A 22,216-nucleotide genomic window follows, 5' to 3' on the forward strand; every position below is an offset into this window, starting at 1 on the left:
GCGAACTGCTTGACTTCCTCGTCGGTCAGCTCTCCGTAGAGATTCAAGTTCCGCAGATTGCGACCACTAGCAGTAATGTCGATGCTTTCGTCGGCCTTGCGGGTGACATTTTTGTCAATAAAGGTCTGGCCAACCTCCATGGAAGGCACCTGGCCGACATTCAAAACGCTGTTAAGGTTCTCCGAATTGGAAAAGTACCAATCGGCGAATGTACGGTCCTTCGAGTTATCAAAGGAGACGCTCAGGCCCCAAGCTTTCTTGTCGGGGCTGGTCGCACTCGGCTCCAGGGTGTTCCAGCTGAAACCTGCCTGGTTTCCGCTCGGCTCACCGCTGTAAACAACACACGAACCGGCCGGCAGGTCGGACGCCTGCTGGTCGTCCTTTTCTACCGCGCCGGACTTTTCGCGGATGCCGCCGGTGAAGCTTTCAGCTGCAGAGGCTTCGGAAACGAAGGGGCTCAGTGGAACAGCGCCGAGCGTGCCCGCGGCGAGCGCGAGCGCGGTGAGTGCCGAGAGGCCCAAGCGCGGTAGGCGCTTAAGCTTGCTCGTCTCATGGGGAGAAGTCATGCTTGTGTCCTTAGATTAGGGATTTCGCCGAATACCGATTGGACGAGCTCAAAACCGGAAGTCTCTTCTCGTATGCCACCGGCCCAAGTCAAGGACGACCAAAGCGGGCGGTCATATTCGACGGTACTTTGCATACCCTAACGCAGAACGCACGTGTGTGGGAGCGGCGCGTCAGTTGCGCGGCACACGTCAAGTGGATCGTTATGACGCGGTGACCTCGACGTTAAGTCAGGACCGCCATCTTATGAACCGACGCCTCTCTCCTTCACGACCGCGGTTGCGCACCAAGCTGCGCCGCCCGTCACGATCGGGCGTGGTTTATGCAGCAAAGCCGCGGATCACCCTCGGCTCACGCGTGAACGGGTGGCTATTCTCACCCGCAGCGAAGTGCGTGAGATAGCGGCGCACCTCGGCACCAGCGCGATCGATCTCTTCCCACGTCGCTCCCTCGAACGGGAGCGCACTACGCCACGAATCCTTGCGTGAAAAGAGGAGGGCAATGTCCATGACGTGCGGGGAGCCGTACGGATTACCGGGCACGCTCCACGGCACGACGGCGCGGTGCGAGGTTCCGCCCGCGGCCGCCCACTCGTGCGCGAGAAAGTCGATGCCTTTCGTGAACACCGCTCGGCTCGAATACTCGACAAACGCCCAGTAGGCGCTCTCCCCCACGCGCGGCAACCCGCGCACGAATCGCGAACACGGCATCGAGTGCGCGAAAAAACTCGCCTCGGTTCCCACGGAGCTGATGAGAAGCGGGATCTTCGCGGCAATCGCGTGCCACGCGGCAAGGACCTCACCCTCGGGCGGGAGCGGATCGTGCCCGTACTGGACGCCAAACGGCATCGAGCCGGCGAAGCCAAACCGCGAAGAGGCAGCCTCGATCGCCTTCTGTGCGGCGAGAAGCTCCTCAATCGGTGACTCCTTTTTCACTCGCCGCTCAAGTACTGACGCGCCAACCGCATTCATGCGGCTACGACCCTCGCGAATTCCGAGCGGCGGGCTCAGCGCGATCGCGCGGTCGAAGAACAACTCCTCCTCACGGCCCGCGAGGATCGCATACCCCATGGCGGCGGCGTGGTGCAGGATGGCGTCGGCCCCCGCCGACTCCCCGAGTGCCGTCACTCGCGCAGCGTCCCCGCCGAACGACGAAATGTTGCGTCGAACCCAGCGAAATGCCTCAGCCTGGTCGAGCAGGCCGAGGTTCGCGGGGCCGAGCGAGGAGCCAAGGAAGCCAAGAACCCCGAGGCGATATGAAACGGTCACGACGATGACTCGGCGCTCAGTCACCCACCGCGCGGGATCGCTGAACGACGAATCGCCCGCACCCGCGACATACGAACCTCCGTGGATCCACACGATCACGGGAAGCTTCTCGCCCTCGCGAATATCACCGGGGAGGGTAATCGAGAGGTTCTGGCAGTCCTCGTTCACCGGCAGGTCGCGAAGCTCCGGGCCGAAAAGCGGCGGCTCTTCCGCGGGGTTTTGCGGCGCCGACGGGCTCCACTCTCGCGCTTCGAATTCCCCCAGGTCCAGCACGGGCACCGGCTTCTCAAAGCGACCCGCACGCGCGTACGGAATCCCCGTCGCGCGAATCACCTCGCCGTCGCGCCACCCTGTGATACACCCGGCGGGCGCGTCAACCACAATGCTCTGCTCTCGTGAAAAACGCTCGGAAGTCACTACACCATCGTACGAACGTCCTTCGGCGTCCTCGAGACTAGCCTGGGGATCTCAGCCGGTGATCCCGAACCTCTCGAGCAGCTTCTTTGCCTCAGCGCCGCCCGCGTTCTGCAGGGCGAGCAGCTCGGCGTAGATACCGCCGGAAGCGGCAAGCTCGGCGGGCGTGCCGATCTCGTCGATGCGACCATCGCGCAGCGTGATGATCCGGTCAACACCCGCGATCGTCGAGAGGCGGTGGGCGATGATGATCGACGTGCGGTTCTCCATGAGCGCGTCGAGGCCCGCCTGGACCTGCCGCTCGGCTTTCGTGTCGAGAGCGGAGGTCGCCTCGTCGAGCACGAGGATCGGAGCATCCTTGAGCATCGCGCGCGCAACCGCGATGCGCTGGCGCTGCCCGCCGGAGAGTTTGAGGCCGCGCTCGCCAATCAGAGTGTCGTAGCCGTCGTTGAACCGCTCGATGAACTGGCTCGCGTTCGCACGACGAGCCGCCTCGCGTACCTCTTCGTCGGTCGCGTCGGGGCGGCCGTAGGCGATGTTTTCGCGGATCGTGCCGCTAAACAGCGCCGCGTCCTGGAACACGACGCCCACGCGAGAGCGCACCACGTCGATCGGCAGATCGTTCACGTTGTGGCCGCGAAGACGCACCTCTCCGGTGCGCGTGCGGTACAGGCCGAGGATCAGGTTCACGATCGTGGACTTGCCGCCGCCGGACTCGCCCACAAGCGCGACCTTCTCCCCCGAATTCACGTGGAAGCTCATGTCGTGCAGAACGTCGTGGTTCTCCTCGTAGGCGAAGTTCACGTGGTCGAAAACGATGCGCGGGGCACCCTCCACAGCCTCGGGGAACGATCGTCCGTCGGCAAGCGTCGGCCACACCTCCACCTTCGTATCCATAACCGTGAAGTAATCCTTCGAACCCGCGACCGCACGCTGGGAGGTATCCACGACCCAGCTCATGTTCTCGATCGGGTTGCGCACGAGGTTCATGAGCTGGATGAGGATGACCATGTCACCGACCGAGAAATCGCCCTGAACCGTGCGGATGAAGATGATGAGGTACAGCACCGCGAACGCGAGATTGAGGGCCGCGAGGCGGTAGACATCCATCTTGTGCCAGTGGACCGACTGCTCTTTCGTGATCGCATCGGTGCTGTTGAAGCGCTTCGTGAAGGAGGCGAGTTCGCTCTTTTCTCGCACGAAGCTCTTGACGACGCGGATCTGGCCCACGACCTCCGCGAAGCGGCCCGAGGCGATGTCGATCTGCTCGTTCTTTTCACCTTCGAGTCGCTGCCACTTGACGCTCGTGAGGGAGGTCAGCCACAGGTACAGCGGGAACATGATGAACAGGATGAGGGCGAGCGGCCACCAGTACCACGCGCTAATCGCGAGCACGGCGATCGCGGTGATGATCATCGAGATGAAGGCGTTTGAGGCGATCTTCGCGAACGTTCCAATTTCGGCAATCGAACGATTCAGGCGCGAGACGATCGTGCCCGTGAGTTCTTCGTCGTACCAGCGCTGCGGGAGGTTGAGCAGCTTGTCGTAGTAGCGGACGGAGAGCATCGCACGAAGGCGGTTGCCCATGACGTCACCGAAATACCCGCCGATGTTCTGGATGAGCGCACTCGCCATGAACGCGACGAAGATCCACATGGCCGTCATGATGATGTCGTGCAGGGCTTCGTCGCGCGTGAGCGTCCCCGCCACGGCCGCGGTCGCGGTGTCGGTTGCCGAGCCGATGAGGAACGGAATGACGAGGGTCATCGCGGTCGTCAGGAGCGCCGACACGACGATCACAAGATAGAGCGGCCACAGCTCACTCGTAAACCGGAAAATTCTCGAAAGTGCCTTCACCCCTCCAGGGTAGGCGAGGTCCGACGGTTGCCTAGCGCGCGTCGTTTCGCCAGTGTGAGGAACTGCTCCCACTTTCAATAATGGAGCGGGCGCCGGCTCGCGATAACCGCAAACCCGGCGCCCCTTTGTTCCTCACGTGAGGAGCACTCTTGCTACTTCATGCTCTCCTTGCGCGAGCGTGCGAGGAGCACGCTGCCGAGGCCGAGGAACATGAGGCTTGCGATCGCGCCGCCGAGCTCGACGCCTGTGCGAGGGAGGGCGTTCGCGCGCGGCGTCGAGGAGGTGACCCGCACGGGAGCCCTCGTGCCTTGCGCGGGAGTACCCGCCGATGTACGCGTGGCGTTGGTCGTGCCGGTATCGGCGGCGCCCACCTGGGCTTCGCCTCCATTCAGTGCCTCATCCTGAGCAGCCGGCTCTTGAGCGGCCTGCTCGGGAGCAGGCTGCGCGGCCGGGGGCTCCACGGCGGCGACTTCCGCATCGCCCTCGGCGGGGGCGGGCTCAGCCGGGGCCACGCCGGAGTCCGACGGTTCCTCCTCAGGGGCCGGCTTCGCCGGGGCACTCGCGCCCTTGACCGTGATGCACTGCGAGTGGCTGCGCCCGTTGACCGTCACGACGAGCTCGGCTTCGCCGGGGCGAATAGCGGTGACCTCGCCGGTCAGGGGGTTCACGCGAATCACGGCGCTGTCGTCGGCAACCTCGGCCGCCTCGGAACCGTCGTCCACGAGAACTCCCCTACCTGAGTACTGAGCGGTGACGGGCCACGCGACGGGAACCTTGCGGCCATCCTGTTCGATGACTGCCGAGAACTCGCCCGTTTCACCCTCCGGGAGAACCTTCGGAAGCGTAAGGATGACCTCGTCAACCCAGGGCTTCGTTTCGGCCGCGAGCCACGCGACGCGATCCGCAGTCGTCGGGTTCGAGCCGACCTTGCCCGCGCCCGGGTTAATGCCAAGCATCGTCCACCCGGTGAAACCGCCGGTCTCTGGTGTGCCTGCGGGGCTCTTACCCGAGTTACCGTTGATGAGGTACGTGACCCCTTCGACGGCCGAGCCGTGGAACACACCAACGTGGGCGTTCACTACCGCAGCAGATTTACCGGAACGCTCGCGGAACTCGCCAAGAACGCGCTCGAGTTCGCGGGCCTCGCGCTGGTCGGCGAGCTGGCTCGACTTCGAGGGAAGCGGGTCGCTCGGCGGGTGGTGGAAGAACACGACAATGCCCGTGAGGGTATCCGACTGTTCCATGTCCTTGAGGGCCTTCTCGAGCGCCGCAATCTGGTCGATGCCGCCGGAGCGGAGCGAGCCTCCCGCGGTATTGAGCGTAAAGATCTTCGTGCGGCCGAGATCGCGGTCGTGGCGGGTTGCGCCGAAGGCGTTCTCGAAGTTTTCGATTTTTCCGCCCATGATCTCGTGGTTGCCGGGTACGTAGATGTACGGAATTGCGGGGTCCCATTCCTCGTCGAGGATCCTCTTCGCGAGCGCGTAGTCCTCGGGGGTTGCCTCATCCACGAAGTCACCGTTAATGATGAGCAGATCAGGCTTTTCTGCCTTGATCTCGCGGAGCGTGCGACGGGCGCCCGTAACGCTACCCGATTCGGGAGCACGCGCCACGAACTGCGAGTCGCTCATGACCGCGATGCGCTGCGGGCGGTCGTCGACCGAGCCGACCGTGAGGAGGGCCGGATCGTGGATGGCCTTGTCTCCGCCCGCCTCGGCGGACGTGGTTGTCGTAGCGGTCAGCGCCGAGACGGTCAGGTCGCCCTTGTATTGCGCGTCAGGGCGGGTCTCCATGAGGCGAATCGCCTCGACGGTCAAAGGCTGGGCAAGTCCTTCGGGAACCTTAAAGACCACCTGCGACCAGCCATCGAAGGTGACGTTCTCACCGTTAATGTTCGTGCGGGTGCCCTTGCCGTCAACGACCTGGAGGCGGGGCCACACGCCCGTCGCATCGCCCTTGACGGTCGCGGTGAACGCGAGCGCGTTGCCTTCGACCTTCACGGGCTCGTTCGCGATCAGGTAGTAGCCGCGGGTCGCGGTCGACTGGGTGAAGTCGTACTGCAGGCGAACAGCGGGACTCTCGCCGTCCTCGCCCGTCGCGGGTTCGAGGGAGCCGCTCGCACGCGCATTGCCGTCCTTGAAGGCGCCGAGATCGGAAAAGTCAAAGACCTGCTCTTCCTTGGTTCCATAGCTCACGGGGATCGTCGTCTCGACATCTCCCACGCTGAACGTCACGGTGCCGGCTTCGGCATCGCCCGTGCCGGCGATCGTCCACGTGCCGAGACCGTCGTCGGTCACGGTGAAGCCCTTGCTCGCCTCGACCTTGACGTCCTGGGTTTCGATGCGGGCGCGGTGACCGTCGGAATCGATACCCGTGAGGGTGACGTTACGGGTCGAATCGGGATCCGGGAGGCTCAGGGTGCGGGCGCTCGGGCGGATCGCGAGGAGGTCGCCGAGGACTCGCACGTTGAGTGAATCCTGGTGGGCCCCGGTCGTGTACGTGACGGTTGCGGCGCCCGGCTTGACGCCCTCGACGACGGCGGTAGTCGAATCGACCGTGTTGACCGTGGCGTTACCCTCGGCGGCGTAGGTGCCGTCGGCCGCGAGCGGCGCGAGATTCTTCCCGAGGGCCGTGCCGTTGAGCGTGCGGTGAAGGCCGGGGAACACGCTCTTCTCGTTCTCGAGCGTGGTCGAGAGCTTGGCGTCAGAGATAACGTCCTTCGGCGCGCTCGAGTAGAACACGAGCGCATCGGCGACGCTGCGCACCTCGCCATCCGAAGGCGTGTTCCACACCGTCGGGCCGTCCGAGCCGGCCTCACGCGCGATCATCGCGGAGGAGCCACCACCGTCGAGGTTCACGGCATTGTAGGCGCCGAGGTCTTTGAAGAGCTTGCCGAGTTCGGGGAGGGTCATGCCGCGTGAGTCGGCGCTGCGGCCATCGAGCACGACCGCAAACACCTTCGAGCCGTCCTTGCTGACGCCGATCGCGGTTCGCGGATGCGCGGCCTTGACGAGGGAGTCGTCATTCATCGCCATGACCTCGCCATTTTTGAGGATTTGGTCGCTGCCCTGCACACCCAGGTCGACCTTCTGATCGGGGCCGATCGCAACGTCAACCTTGTCACCGACCTTGAGGGCCGCGACCTTGTCGGCACCTGCCTCGCGGCCGAGGAGGAGCTGCGCGCCCTCGGGGATCTCCTGCTCCCCCACACCCTTCTCGACGATTCCGCTCACCTTCACGACCTCACCATCCTGGATGAGCGCGAACGCAGCGTGGGTGCTCACCTTGTCGGGGCCTCCGATGGGACGATCGAGCGTGTAGGAGCCCCAGCGGGCGTTGTACACGCCGATCTGGCCCTCGGGGATGCTCGGGTCGTTGAGGGTAGCGAGCTCAAACGAGGAACCGTCGGCGAGCGTGGCCTTGCCGGAAGTCGTGAGGGCCTGCACCACGGCCTTGCCGCCCGCGATCGTGAACGCGGGGCGCTTGCTATCCGAACCCACGACCGACTCCCCGTTCGAGACCGAGCTGTACACGGGCGCGTCGCTGAAGTTGATGTCGAAGAACGCCGAGTTGATCGCGGCAACCGCCTGATCGCCACGCTCGCCCGAGGTCATGAGTTCGCCGAGCGGAGAGCGGCTTGCGACCTTGCCGTTGTCAACAACGTCCATCGAGAGGGTCTGCTCGGTGAGATCGGCCGTCAGGACACTGCCCTCGTTCCAGCCCGCGCTCTCGAGCCGCGAGAAGGTCGTGAGGTCGAGGCCCGGCGCGACGCGGCGCGTCTGCGAATCCGCAAACACGCCACCCTTTGCAACGTCATCTTCGCTTGGCGCGGCCTGGGCCGTGGCCGGCGCGAGAACGGAGGGGGAATCGGCGGGGAGGGCAAAGCTACCGGGAACGGCGATGGCGAGGGCCGCGGCAATGGCGAGGGCGCGAAGGCCACCGCGCGTGCGGCGAGAGCGCGAAGCGCCGGCAGTGGCAGCCTCGCCCGGGGCGGGGATACGGGGCATGATCTCTATCCTGAACTCGAGAAACAGTGTCAAGCTCAGGCTAGAAATCGAGTCCTAACGGCGTCTTGCCAAGCGGTGAATTTCAGGCTGCGCCAGCGGCAACACCGGAGTTCACGGATCGTTCACCGTGGCTCTGCCAGCGCAGCTTCAACGATGAGAATGGTGGCTATTTCTCGCGCTTCAGGGGAACTGGTGCGAATTCGCGGCGAGACATCTATATTCCAGCCCAACCCAACAACCTACCCCCACGAGGGTTTCGCAATCGGCACGACCAAGAACGGCGCGGGCGCACTCAGCAAGCATCGAAGGCGAGGATTGCGAAGCAAGCGGCGACGCAATGAATCGTCACTACGGGCTGGTCAAACACTCGTACTGGGCCCGTCAGAATCGGCACCATGGAATCATTTGGTCTCGTCTTAGAGACCCCAACATTTAGATAAGCAGCACTGCGGCCATTCCAATGATGCCTCTAACCAAACTGAAGGGAGTTCACCTGCGCTCCTCTAGACCCAATTTAAGCAGCGGTTCCAGCGAATACCCCTCAAGATACAGGACTCGTTTCGAATCGAAGTGGCTCCAAAATAGCGCAGAGTACACTAGAGGGTATTTAGCCTTATCGTCGGCATAACGCCGCGCAATTTCGCTGCCGTCGCGCCCCGTAAACCATTTTCCGATCCGCCCTCTATGCGCTTCCGCTTCAGAGGATGACCAGTAACCCTCGGGATTGACGTATAGAGCAGCACCTTCGCGCATATTTTTGAGAATGCATTTCCGGCTCAACTCATCGGCCTTCAGATAGTACAGATGACCATCCAAGCCCTTTAAAAGCGTGCCGAGATTATCCTCACAAATTTCCAAGAAATCCATCGTCGAATATTTGGCGAGTCCCGCTTCAGTTCGTGCACCATTTGGCAACGTTTGTGACACAGCCACCTCCTTCAAAAGCTACTATATGCGGTAGCAGTTTCACATTGGCCCATCTTTCCTGTTTCCACCATAAACTGCGTCGTCTATTTTCCGGTTCCACAGCACGTATCTACGCACCCTCCCCGGCGCGTCTACAGCTTCCTTCTTGGTGGTTTTGTCGCCTTCTTGAATGCGCGCCACCTCTGGTGGCGTCACGTCAGATTACGGCCTGATCTGTGGTCGTGCTTGTCCACAGACCTGCCTTTTACGCTGGAACTGTTGGGCTTGCCTGAACCTGCTGCGCCTCTCTTAGTCGACATACCTGAACTACGCTGTCCCGATCCCGTTGCAGATGCGCGACCGTCCATCCCTATCGTACTTCGAGTACCTCACGTTGCATCGCTCCGGCACACTACCGTGCTTGTAGATCCGCAGCGATCTGTTAGGTCGAATATTGAAACAACGTCCGTGGGGTAGTTGTATGCCGTGGAGCTTCCGCCGGGGACGGGGTCTGTGGAGGTAAAGGTCCCTGTCGCCTGGTTGTAGAGGCGCACGCCCATGAGGGTGAGACCCGCGGTAGCATCACTCGTCGCGCGTCCTTTCGCACCAAGCCACCCACACCCAACCGGACCTGAAACCGTACGCGCCTCGGAGGCTTCCACGGGCTCGTCATACTCCTTCCATCCAGCCCAACAAATGATCGTCTCCGCAGGAGTATCCGTGGCAAAAGCTCGGCATCACCATCAAAAAAGCAACGCCGGCAGACAGTAGAGTAGGCGAGCAGAACAACCTCGCCGTGGCGTTGGGCGACCTACACAGCTAACACCCACACCCGGCAGAGGCAACCAACCAAGCTCGCGCCCAGCAAGCATCGGCCCGCCAGGCCGAGAATGCGAGGGCTGCGACGTGATCCGCTGCAGCCGAGACTCGAATTGCTTACTTTGCCGCATCTAGATTGCCTAAATCCATATTTTGGATACTGAAGTGGAATTTACTACCGAGACCCTGTCTCAGTTTTGACGTGATAAACGGATCCACCATGCCGCAAGTGACACTACCCTAACGCTTCCACGATTCTCTGCGCTGCGCGACTTACAGCATTAGCATCTAGCGGGTCACGGCTAGCATCATATATTACCTGTTCTACCTGCTCACTACTGATACCCTCTTGAACGTTATTGCAAGAGTATCTGTAAATAGCATTCGCCTCGGTAGAGTAGACAGACGACGAACTTTGCAGAATAAATTCGGGGAGGTCTGCTGGATTTTCTTCGGTCAAAATTTGCATTATTATCTTTCGCACCTTACGGAAGGTTAATCTATTGCTCTCAGCCCACATAAGTGCTCCTAATTCTTACTCAGCCACCAGGACATTAGCGGGAGCCTACCCCTCATCGACATTCCAGCACCCCGTACCCCGATGGGATGCGCTCCCCAGCGACTATTGGCACCGGCCACACAATCGCACTTTTATGCGCCGCACATCTCAAAGTCTGGTCCACCCGAGCAGAAGTAGCTCAAACACTATTGCCGCGACCAGAGAGATCACCGTCAGGACTATCGAACGAGTGCACACTGATGTCACAAGCGATGTACCTAAAGCGACACTCAGGCTCTTCACAAGGGCTAACCATATACCACCTTGTGAAAATTTCTTGTCCTCTTTCAAAAGGAACTCGTACCCGGTATACGCCAACAAAATACTGGCCACTACCGTTACCGCGATTGAGACGGGTGTTAACCCGTCGGGAAGTGTGCGAAGAGTCGCATAAGTAGCAGAATCTATCAAAATAAGGAATCCATGAAATTTACTGCCTTCTCCGGACTCTTCTGTGGGCTCCAAGTCTTCGTCTTTTGGCTCACTAGCCATTTTGCCTGACACCTCCGTGCGCCTACTATTCATGGCTAACCGGGAAGCCTTCCAGAGATCCTTCCCGTTGAGCTTGTGTGCAGAGCCTTTAAGTAAACCCATGAAGTCCTCCAATAGAGGATGGAATATTTCGCCCTATACTGAAGAAATGAGTATCCGCGGTACCAGTACTTCATGACACCACCTTTTCCGCACTCTTTATACTCGGTCCATATCCAGAAACTCTTCTTTTGTAGTTGGTCGATGCCAATCCCCGAGGGTGCAACCCGTTGTGCCCATTTTGGCAACTTCTTCCATAATCCAGTTTTTTGAAGTATTTTTTTGGGACCTAAAGTCTGCCCGAAGATGAGCGCAGAGAGCCATATTTCTTTTGCATTGTGCCATTTTCCAGTGGTTTGCCGGCGCGTTTTGGATACCTGTGGCCGCGAGTTTCCCTTTTTTCGTTTACAGGCTTCCTTTCCTGACTGGTCGCACATATTGATGGGGTCGGTGGGATAGTTGTATGCCGTGGAGCTTCCGCCGGGGACGGGGTCTGTGGAGGTAAAGGTCCCTGTCGCCTGGTTGTAGAGGCGCACGCCCATGAGGGTGAGACCCGCGGTAGCATCACTCGTCGCGCGTCCTTTCGCACCAAGCCACCCACACCCAACCGGACCTGAAACCGTACGCGCCTCGGAGGCTTCCACGGGCTCGTCATACTCCTTCCATCCAGCCCAACAAATGATCGTCTCCGCAGGAGTATCCGTGGCAAAAGCTCGGCATCACCATCAAAAAAGCAACGCCGGCAGACAGTAGAGTAGGCGAGCAGAACAACCTCGCCGTGGCGTTGGGCGACCTACACAGCTAACACCCACACCCGGCAGAGGCAACCAACCAAGCTCGCGCCCAGCAAGCATCGGCCCGCCAGGCCGAGAATGCGAGGGCTGCGACGTGATCCGCTGCAGCCGAGACTCGAATTGCTTACTTTGCCGCATCTAGATTGCCTAAATCCATATTTTGGATACTGAAGTGGAATTTACTACCGAGACCCTGTCTCAGTTTTGACGTGATAAACGGATCCACCATGCCGCAAGTGACACTACCCTAACGCTTCCACGATTCTCTGCGCTGCGCGACTTACAGCATTAGCATCTAGCGGGTCACGGCTAGCATCATATATTACCTGTTCTACCTGCTCACTACTGATACCCTCTTGAACGTTATTGCAAGAGTATCTGTAAATAGCATTCGCCTCGGTAGAGTAGACAGACGACGAACTTTGCAGAATAAATTCGGGGAGGTCTGCTGGATTTTCTTCGGTCAAAATTTGCATTATTATCTTTCGCACCTTACGGAAGGTTAATCTATTGCTCTCAGCCCACATAAGTGCTCCTAATTCTTACTCAGCCACCAGGACATTAGCGGGAGCCTACCCCTCATCGACATTCCAGCACCCCGTACCCCGATGGGATGCGCTCCCCAGCGACTATTGGCACCGGCCACACAATCGCACTTTTATGCGCCGCACATCTCAAAGTCTGGTCCACCCGAGCAGAAGTAGCTCAAACACTATTGCCGCGACCAGAGAGATCACCGTCAGGACTATCGAACGAGTGCACACTGATGTCACAAGCGATGTACCTAAAGCGACACTCAGGCTCTTCACAAGGGCTAACCATATACCACCTTGTGAAAATTTCTTGTCCTCTTTCAAAAGGAACTCGTACCCGGTATACGCCAACAAAATACTGGCCACTACCGTTACCGCGATTGAGACGGGTGTTAACCCGTCGGGAAGTGTGCGAAGAGTCGCATAAGTAGCAGAATCTATCAAAATAAGGAATCCATGAAATTTACTGCCTTCTCCGGACTCTTCTGTGGGCTCCAAGTCTTCGTCTTTTGGCTCACTAGCCATTTTGCCTGACACCTCCGTGCGCCTACTATTCATGGCTAACCGGGAAGCCTTCCAGAGATCCTTCCCGTTGAGCTTGTGTGCAGAGCCTTTAAGTAAACCCATGAAGTCCTCCAATAGAGGATGGAATATTTCGCCCTATACTGAAGAAATGAGTATCCGCGGTACCAGTACTTCATGACACCACCTTTTCCGCACTCTTTATACTCGGTCCATATCCAGAAACTCTTCTTTTGTAGTTGGTCGATGCCAATCCCCGAGGGTGCAACCCGTTGTGCCCATTTTGGCAACTTCTTCCATAATCCAGTTTTTTGAAGTATTTTTTTGGGACCTAAAGTCTGCCCGAAGATGAGCGCAGAGAGCCATATTTCTTTTGCATTGTGCCATTTTCCAGTGGTTTGCCGGCGCGTTTTGGATACCTGTGGCCGCGAGTTTCCCTTTTTTCGTTTACAGGCTTCCTTTCCTGACTGGTCGCACATATTGATGGGGTCGGTGGGATAGTTGTATGCCGTGGAGCTTCCGCCGGGGACGGGGTCTGTGGAGGTAAAGGTCCCTGTCGCCTGGTTGTAGAGGCGCACGCCCATGAGGGTGAGACCCGCGGTAGCATCACTCGCCGCGCGTCCTTTCGCACCAAGCCACCCACACCCAACCGGGCCCGCAACCGTACTCGCCTGGCCGGAATCCGCGAGCTCGCCGTACTCCTCGTACCCAGCCCAACCAGCGATCGTCTCCGCAGGGGTGCCCGTGACCGCGGTCGCGGAAATGGGAACGGTCGTGGCAATATCGCCATAAGTACTCGACAAAGCCAATTCTGCCGCACCGTCGGTCTTGATATAGGCTCCGATATCCCCACTAATCGACCCCGCAAACCGGGTCGTCTCCACAAGCCCGTTCGGCTGTGTCACATCCACCCAAGCCGGGTTGTCACTATCATCGGCGTAATGTCGCGTCGTCGTAGTTGTCCCCGCCGGTGTAACCGTGGTTTGGCGCCCAAACACGTCATACACATACCCGCCCGACGGACGATCAGCAGTGTCATAGATAAGTGTTTGTGTCTTCCCCGTCGTGGCGGTCCCGGCCAGCGGGCCGTCCGCGTGGATTCTTTCACTCAGCCCAGCACGAGCACCCTTCGCAGTGAACGTGTACTCACGCACCACATACGGCGACACTGTCGCATCCCCCACCGGCAGGCCAGTCAGATCCTCAACCTTCGCGAGATCACCTGCCTTGTCGTAGGTGTAACGATGATCGAAATCAAGCGGGCTCGCATCAAGCACCTCCGTCACATCCACATCCGGCGCCAGCCCCGCCGTCGTCGCTATCGCAGACGCACACAACGATAGATCCATGACCCCGCTCGCTACAGGAGCTCCGAAACTTTCAACAGCACCCACCCAACAACTTCAAAGAAAACTGTCCCATATAAAAGCTTTCTGTCAAGAGAAGTCTTGTCGCTAGCTCGGTCGACCCAATGCGCTTTACAATGTACGAATTTGGCGAACAACCCAAGCTCCTTGGGGGCATTGAACATGTCGACAACAGTATCAGCAACAAATAGTGCGAGCGAGATACAAACCGTGACGAGCGTCAAGAATTCAACACATTCACCCAATTTAGCGGGTCACTCTCCACAGCGCGAACGACTGGAGTCTAACAATACCCGCAGTCTTAAATGCCCCCCCGGTGCGCATACCCTCTGCGGTATCTGCTTCCTACTCTTCCCAAGCGGGCTCTCGCTGTAGTACCGAAACTACAAGTCCTTCGTGCGCGACTGGTCCTAGGCCGACATGAGCGGCTCAGACGGTGCCGTGCGGTAATTCTCGACCGCGCCTTTCCCACTAACGATTTGCCCCCTCCGCTTCTAACTTGGCGACTCCCAACCAACGCACTCGCGCTAAATATCTATCATAAAGAACATTTCTTACCGCACACGCCACTACGAAATTTCCACCTTTTTCAACGCTTCCGCTAATCTCAAAATGCAGTTCGCTTTAAGGCAAACTCGCCGCTCTACCTGCATGAAAGGCTACAACACCCGTGTAACAACTTTTGATATTAACAGAAAGACTAGAGTCGCACAATAGAGGTGGGAAATAATGCATCTACTTCCGGAATCTCCACATATCTGCCATCCAAGAAATCCAGAATAAGAAAGTTGTATGATGGGAAGAACCTGCGCTTGCGCTGACCAATGATGTACTCGCCTTTGGTGCACATTTCTGCAATCGCGAGAATGTCCTCCACTACCTCAATAAACATCTCCTCGCTCCAAGGCGACGGCACCGGATAAACAAGACCAAACTCAAGAAACGAGAGCCGGAAAAGGTTTTCGTTGTACCTCACCGAGAATTGCGGTCCATATTCGTTGTCCACGTTCCAGACAACGAACTCGCCGTTTACTGACGCATTAACTCCGAGCGACGAACTTAAGCGCTTCGTAGCAGGCTCAATGATTGAGCGCACCAGGTCCGACAATCCACTTAGCCCTTCTTTCGAAAATTCCACGTCTCCACTTCCTTGCCTGTACGATGGTTTCGCCAACCGCCCCATTTGCGTTCAAAGTGGAAAGAGCCACGGTTGCGCAATTTCTTCTTTGCGGAGGTTGAGAGACGCTTGTAGTGCTTTAACGACGGTCCACCCGATATACGCCACGGCGCACCCTTGGAGGTGCGACCAACTCTCAACAGATTATTCCCATTCCGCACAAACTTTGTGAAAGAGAAAAAGCCAAAAGCCCCGCCTCCTACTACGGAACTAGCCAATCCCCATTTTGAAAATGACTTTCGTCCATAGTGCTTCGACAGATATCCAGCGCCGGCAGCCACTCCTCCGACGATAGCGCCGCAAACAACACTAACTCCGCATGCAAACATACCCCCGATCGCGAGTACGGTTGCGCCACCCCCTACTACTTTCCTCCAATTGCGCTTCCACCAGCCTTTTTTGCCGTCGAGGTCGTGCTGGTTGATGGGGTCTGTGGGGTAGTTGTATGTCGTGGAGTTGCCGCCGGGGACGGGGTCTGTGGAGGTGAAGTTTCCTGTCGCCTGGTTATACAAGCGTACGCCCATGAGGGTGAGACCGGCGGTGGCGTCGGTTGTTGAGCGTTCTTTCGCGCCTAGCCACCCATACCCAATCGGACCCCCAACCGTGCCTGCTTGCGTGGGGTCAATGGCCTCGCCGTATTCCTTGTACCCAGCCCAACCAGCGATCGCCTCCGCAGGAGTATCCGCGGTCGCGGTCGCGGAGATTGGCACAGTGGTGACGATGTCACCGTGAATATTCGGCAACGTCAACTCCGCGACACCGTCGGTCTTGATGGTCGCGCCGAGATCCCCACTAATCGACCCCGTAAACCGGGTCGTCTCCACGGCACCGTTCGGCTCCTTCACGTCCACCCATGCCGGATTGTCACTATCATCGGCGTAATGCCGCGTCGTCGTAGTTGACCCCGCCGGTGTAACCGTGGTTTGGACGAGCCTGCGAGCAGAGACATCGAGCGTGAACGTTGTGGTGGTGTCGCCTTGGGTGATCTTTTGCGGCAAATCACTATCGAAATACGCGAGGCTAATATTCCCCTCACTGGGGTTCGGAGCATGTGCTGCCGGGAGCGTGGTCTGGCGGCCGAAAAGGTCATACACATACCCGCCCGTCGGGCGATCAGCAGTGTCATAGGTAAGGGTCTGTGTCTTGCCTGTGGTTGCTGCACCGGTCGGGGTGCCGTCAGCACGGATTGTTTCTTTCACCCCAGCACGAGCACCCTTCGCAGTGAACGTGTACTCACGCACCACATACGGCGACACTGTCGCCTCCCCTACCGGCAGGCCAGTCAAATCCTCAACCTTCGCAAGATTGCCTGCCTTGTCGTAGGTGTAACGATGATCGAAATCAAGCGGGCTCGCATCAAGCACCTCCGTCACATCCACATCCGGCGCCAGCCCCGCCGTCGTAGCGATAGCGGTCGAGAATGTCGAGGAGTCTGTGCGAACACGACCCGACACGTCATTAGTCTGCGACCAGGAGAACCACACGCCAGGCGCAGCAACTCCGGTCTCAGGGTCCGTGACCCGGCCGGTGTAGGTGAGGCCGGTTTCTTCGCCTGCTTCGTTGAGTTCGTGGGTGACGGTGATGCCGCCGGGAAGTGTCTCGGTGGTCATCGCACCCGCGGCGTCATACGCCGCAGCATACGTCAGAGGTGAGGATGAGCCACGGGTCACGGTTTGTTTCGTGACCAGACCGCGCCGCTCTGCTTTCCCATTCGCATCGGTGCCGTCATATTCAAACGAGGTCACGCCCTTGCCGTCATCGACCGAGGTCACACGGGCTTTCGCGTCATACGTCGTCGTGGTGACGTCCCCCAGCTGGTTTGTCGAGGTGATCTGTTTGCCCCACGCGTCGTAGGTGTAGGACTGTTTCGCACTCGCGATACCAGTACCAGCACTGTTCGCGACACCGACGGCGTCCACAAGGCCCGTGGCCTGGTTGTACTGGGTGAAGATCGCATCCATCGGCACCGATCCCGCGAGTCCACTCGTGGAGGTTTTCGTGTAGATAGCGCGGCCTGCGGCATCGTATTTCACGCTCGAGGTCCGCGTCGCGGCACCAGATGTCTCCACGGTTGTAGTGGGGGCGAGCCAATAGTCATACCCGGTGACCTTGCTGCTCGGCATACTCGGCCCCTCGCTTGGGGCAGAGGCTGGGAACGTGCGACACACCTCCCCCGCCCAGGCTTTAGCCTGCGCCGTGTTGCCACAGGAAGCATCCGCAGCATTGGGCCCTGCCGTGTAGTAAATGGTGCGAGTCGTGCCTGCATCGTCACCGTTCGAGGTCGGCGCGATCGTGGTGACAACTTTGCCGCGGGGATCAAAGATCTGTTTTGTCACGCGGCCGGCGTTGTCGGTCACGGTGGTCGGTGTTCCGAGAGTCCAGCCCGACGTCGGTGAGGTCACGGCCGAGCCGTCAAGAGGGTTGTAGCCGTTCTTTATGGTCGACACAGCCTCCACCACGCTCACCGCGTCCGGGCCACTACCTGTCGTGACCGCATCCGAGATCACGGTCGTGGCAAGCGAGTACGGCTGACCGGTCGCGGCATTGATCCCGTTATTGGGTGCTCCTTCGTCATAAATCGTGCGTGAATGCGGTCGCACCCTGGCTGTGGAGCCGTCATTGAGCATGACGTCGCGGGCAGGCCCGAACGTCTCCTCGACACGAGACCCGGCGGGCACGAGCACATTGCCTGCAGTGTCTTTAATTTCTGCGTTGTAAACGGTCTGCTCGGACAGGTCATCCACCTGGGCCTGCGACATGTCCGGGTCAGCGAGGGTCGTGTTGACTGCATTCTCGTCGAGGGTGCGGACCACGTTGCCCTTGGCGTCATACCACGTGGCATCAATCTGCCACGCACCAGCGCCGTAGCTGGCCGTGTTGATCGTGTATGCGTCCGCGTTGATGTAACTCAACGAGGCGTACTGCATGTCCGCAGCCGGAACGTCTTTGCCTACGAGGGCATTCACGGGATGGTCCGAGCCGAATACGGCGTAACCGTTGACTGGGACCTGAGCGTCAAACTCAGGCGTGCCGTCGGCCTCTTTCACCCATGCCTTCACACCCGCACGTGACAGATCCGGCAACCCGGCCCCGCTGGTGGCAACGTTGTAGACGATGGATGCGATCTGGACGGGAGGGGCGCCGGTAGTTTGCCCGTCCCGCTGGACGTTCTTCACCATCATCGTCGGGATCGAAGGGTCAGGGTTGGGTGCGTAGTTCATCGTGTAACCCGCAAGACCACTCGGGGTGATCGTCTTGAGCCTGGTCGATGCTCCATCCCACGTGTAGGTGGTCTTGAGCCCTGAGCGCACATCCGTCACGCTCGAGAGCCTGGTGAGTGAGTCGTAAGTGTAGGTCGTGACAGGTGTGGTCACCATTTGGTTCGTGGCAGGGTCAAACAGTGTCGCTGATGCTTTTGCAAGCCGCTGCACGCTCATTCCGTTCGGGTCCGTGACACTGGTGTAGGCGAGCTCTACCGCGCGGCAGCCAGGCTGCAACACGCCCGAAGGAGGGCACGCCCCGGCTGCAAGACCATCAGGAAGCGGCGCAACGATACGCGTCACCACACCAGTGGTCGCGTCGTAACCGAACGTGGTTGAGGACCCATCCCCCACCGCGGCGATCGACACCGGCCTAAAGTCAAGATTCTTACCCGCACCACCAGTCGTAGGTTGGAATGTTGTCACGGTCCCATCGTCTTCAGTCACGACGAGGGTGGGGGCCGCCGCTGTACCAGTGATCTTTGCCGTTACGCCGGAGAGTTCCGTGTCGGTCGTTCCGGGCACGAGGGTGCCGGTGACCGTTTCGCGTTTACCGGAAGGGTTGACGAACACGAGCGCGTCGCCGTCTTCCCCCATGAGAGCGATCGACCCGTCACTCATGCGCTGATCAATCACTTCCACGCCGGCGAGACCAGCGGAGTCGTCGCCTTCCAGGTTTGCCGTGAACCCGGGGCCGAAGATGCCAGTGACAGGGTCCACTGGCCACGCTTTCACATCGCCACTACCCGTAAACGATAGGTGCGAACGCGACAGCGTAATATCTGACCCGTACCCGGGGACAGTGACGTCCGTGTCGGAGGTTTGAAACTCACCCGTGTAGAGAGCGACCTGACCGGTTTCGACATCCGTGGTTGGGTAACCGTCGCCGAAAGCGTGTGGGACGCGCACCACCACAGTCGGCGCAACACCACCGGTACACATGGGGGTCTTCACACCCGAATAGGTGAAGCAGACTTGGAAATCCATGCGCACCGGACCACGCGAAGCTTTGTTCGCCGCCGCAAGTGCCGCGGCTGCGTCAAACGTGCCGGTGAACACGGTCTCTTTGCCCAGCGCACCCGTCACAGCAGTGGCACTACCCGCGTTGATCCAGGTGTCGTTGCTGCCCGACGGGCGCCACTGCATTTGCGCAGAGACGGTCATCTCGTTCGCGGTGCGTGGTGGTGCTTTCGCGAGCACCTTGAACTCGCCGTTAGATGCCTCGAGCCGTCCCGGGGAATACAAGGCCGGGCCGCCCCACCCGGCAGTGAACACGCCAGCATCGGACGTCAGGCGTGATGCTGTGGACACGCGGGCTCTGATTTGGTGCCCGCCCGCCGTCTTTGGCAACGACACCGTGACGCTCTTGCCCGCAGTCACCGCAACCGTCGCCGCTACCGTAGCCCCATCAATCCGGTAATCAAGCTGCACGGCCTGGTTATTACCGGTGAGCACTGGTGCAGTGATCGTGCACGGCACATTTGCGCCCGGCACATTCGTTGTCCATGATCCATTGCTGTAGCTCTGGCAGGTGATGGTTGGTGCGGCAGGCTTCGCCTGGGCGGTCTTGATCGTTTTCCAGCCCGACCACGACGCGCTCCACACGCCCAGCTCATCCACGACCTTCGCACGCACATACAGCGTCTTGTTATCAGGTAGATCAGCCGGAAGCGTGCACGAGAGCGTGGAACCTGACGCCCCAAGACCAGTCGCACACTTTGTCACAAACGAATCCGTCGTGCCCGCAGTCGAGGTATGCACCTCGATATTCGCTCGCATCGAATTCCCATCCGGATCCGTCCCTACCGTCGACACAACCGGGCGTTTCGAGGCCACATACGTGTCTGCACCATAGGTGGTGGTTCCGGCAACCGTTGGCACTGCTGCCACGTTCGGTTTGCGGTCGTAGGTGAACACGATCGAGGGAGGTGTGGTCGATTCCATCGACGCGAAACGCTTCCACCCGTTCACATCTGTCTCGGACGCAGCCTTCAACGCCAACGATGCGCTACCTGCGCTCGAGGTTGCCCATGACTGCGCGAGACCAGTGATCGGAATACTCACCCAGCCCGCAGCACACGACGAACTATGCCCCTTCGCAACTGTCACGCTGCCCTGCTTAGCTACCAGGCCCGGCTGCGCACGCCACCGCACCGCCGAAGTTGCGACCGCGTTCGTCGACCACACCTCCAACGCCGTCGGCGTGCACGAATACGACCACGACTCATACAACTTCAACGACGCCGACTGAACCTTCAACCCTTTAAACGATGCCGTCGAAAACGTGAGAAACGATCGAGCTTTCGCAGACCCGTCATACGTGCCCACCTTCAACTCTCGCTCACTCGAACGATCCGACGAAATATTCGACTGCACGAACGCGTCAAACGTCGGCCGCGTGGTCGCAGACGCATACACCGGATCCACCGTCACCGGAAACACACGCGCCTCATCGAGCAGCCACTCCCGCGACAGTGACAACCGAAGCGTCACCGCCGTCGCTTCTTGCTCCACGAGCTGCACACTCACACCCGTGTGCTGTGTGTGCTCGCGACTCTTCACGTCCACGAACGCGTCCCATGCCATCGGGGCCTCGAAACGAGACACCACGTTCCCAGCCGCATCAACGAATTCGACACGCTCACCTGTGATTTCGCGGGCCGTCACACCCTCTGGGATCGACAACGGCACATCCCATGTCACCAGCGAACCCGATTGGTCCGCAGCATAAGACTCGGCAGCGGTGCGGTCCGCAATAATGAACGACTGCTCGAACCCATCGCGGGTCGCTGTCACCTGAAGATCAATCCCCGGCCACGCTTTCGCATACGTTGCCGTCGGCCCCTCCACACGCGGTGCACCAAGCGCATCCGGCCACGTCACCGCGATCTGCGAATCCGCTGCCCCACCTGACAGCGACGCTACCTCAGCCGGTTGAGCATCTGTGCCCTTCACCTCCCCCGCCAACACAACTCCCTCGGGCACTGACGTGGGAGCAAGCGAACCATCCGCCTTCTCAGCCAGATCAGTGTTGAATGAGGCCCATTCACCCTTATCGTTCTTGAACCGCACCGGGGCCGCGAACTGCTCTGTCGTCACCGACCCATCCGCATTCACCCACGTGCTCGAGGACTCCGACCGTTCCGCCGTCACCTCCACACGCTTGCCCGTCGCTCGGGCCTGGATCACAGCCGACGGAAAATCAACCACACCACCCGAAGCGGGAGCGGCCTGCTCCACAGGCGAAGGAGAAGGGGCAGGAGTGGTCTCAGCCCAGGCCTGCGATGCAGGCACCAAACCCACCGACACCAACGCCGCCGACACCCCATACGCCGTCAACAAAACAGCACGGCGAAACACACGATTACTAGACCAGCCACCCACGCGAGAATCCTCTACTCACTTGCAGCAACACTGCTGCTCCCGTAACGCCCCGAAGAGGGAGTCAGAGAAACTTTACTGCCACGTAAAAGGAGCGAGAAGCGGACTTAAGTCCCCTCAAGGTTGAATGACGCCAGCTCTTTGGGTGGGCTTCGATGATGATGTTGTTGGTGCTGTGTCCGCCAGTGCGTTAGCAGCAGGCGGAGAGGGGCGTTTACCAGCTGGATTTTGGTGATGGTCTCTGTGGTGCCGTTGCCGTC

The 22,216-nt window shown here is 59.6% G+C and carries 9 protein-coding genes; all 9 read right to left on the reverse strand.

The genetic code is table 11. The features are described from left to right. Nucleotides 1–566, reverse strand: a 566-nt coding sequence (locus M3B90_RS02200) for an adhesin domain containing protein (protein ID WP_396122433.1), incomplete at its 3' end; no start/stop codon positions are given. A gap of 318 nt (nucleotides 567–884) precedes the next feature. After that, nucleotides 885–2,249 carry a carboxylesterase family protein gene (locus M3B90_RS02205; protein WP_259888423.1) on the reverse strand — a complete coding sequence of 455 codons (1,365 nt, stop codon included), beginning with the start codon at nucleotides 2,247–2,249 and terminating at the stop codon, nucleotides 885–887. Between the two features lie 51 nt (nucleotides 2,250–2,300). Next, nucleotides 2,301–4,103: an ABC transporter ATP-binding protein gene (locus tag M3B90_RS02210; protein ID WP_259888537.1), complete on the reverse strand. Its 1,803-nt coding sequence runs from the start codon at nucleotides 4,101–4,103 to the stop codon at nucleotides 2,301–2,303. A gap of 152 nt (nucleotides 4,104–4,255) precedes the next feature. Beyond that, nucleotides 4,256–8,107 (reverse strand): phosphodiester glycosidase family protein, encoded by a 3,852-nt coding sequence (locus tag M3B90_RS02215; protein WP_259888424.1) that lies wholly within the window; start codon nucleotides 8,105–8,107, stop codon nucleotides 4,256–4,258. A gap of 489 nt (nucleotides 8,108–8,596) precedes the next feature. Further along, nucleotides 8,597–9,034, reverse strand: a complete 438-nt coding sequence (locus M3B90_RS02220) for a hypothetical protein (RefSeq protein ID WP_016663475.1) — start codon at nucleotides 9,032–9,034, stop codon at nucleotides 8,597–8,599. Nucleotides 9,035–10,918: 1,884 nt separating this feature from the next. Beyond that, a complete protein-coding gene (locus M3B90_RS02225; protein WP_259888425.1) occupies nucleotides 10,919–11,566 on the reverse strand; it encodes an RHS repeat-associated core domain-containing protein in 648 nt (215 codons plus the stop codon). Between the two features lie 1,243 nt (nucleotides 11,567–12,809). After that, nucleotides 12,810–14,120 (reverse strand): RHS repeat-associated core domain-containing protein, encoded by a 1,311-nt coding sequence (locus M3B90_RS02230; RefSeq protein WP_259888426.1) that lies wholly within the window; start codon nucleotides 14,118–14,120, stop codon nucleotides 12,810–12,812. A gap of 718 nt (nucleotides 14,121–14,838) precedes the next feature. Next, nucleotides 14,839–15,276: a hypothetical protein gene (locus M3B90_RS02235; RefSeq protein ID WP_143485201.1), complete on the reverse strand. Its 438-nt coding sequence runs from the start codon at nucleotides 15,274–15,276 to the stop codon at nucleotides 14,839–14,841. Then, nucleotides 15,252–21,815: a DNRLRE domain-containing protein gene (locus tag M3B90_RS02240; RefSeq protein WP_259888427.1), complete on the reverse strand. Its 6,564-nt coding sequence runs from the start codon at nucleotides 21,813–21,815 to the stop codon at nucleotides 15,252–15,254. The genes M3B90_RS02235 and M3B90_RS02240 overlap by 25 nt, the downstream gene beginning before the upstream one ends. Nucleotides 21,816–22,216 lie beyond the last annotated feature (401 nt).

Origin of the sequence: Dermabacter sp. p3-SID358, assembly GCF_025147465.1 — a bacterium.
In the GTDB taxonomy this organism is placed as follows: domain Bacteria; phylum Actinomycetota; class Actinomycetes; order Actinomycetales; family Dermabacteraceae; genus Dermabacter.

What these genes read in the sequence shown, in the direction of transcription:
- M3B90_RS02215 (WP_259888424.1), bottom strand. Translation starts at nt 8,107, where the DNA reads ATGCCCCGTATCCCCGCCCCGGGCGAGGCTGCCACTGCCGGCGCTTCG.
- M3B90_RS02230 (WP_259888426.1), bottom strand. Translation starts at nt 14,120, where the DNA reads ATGGATCTATCGTTGTGTGCGTCTGCGATAGCGACGACGGCGGGGCTG.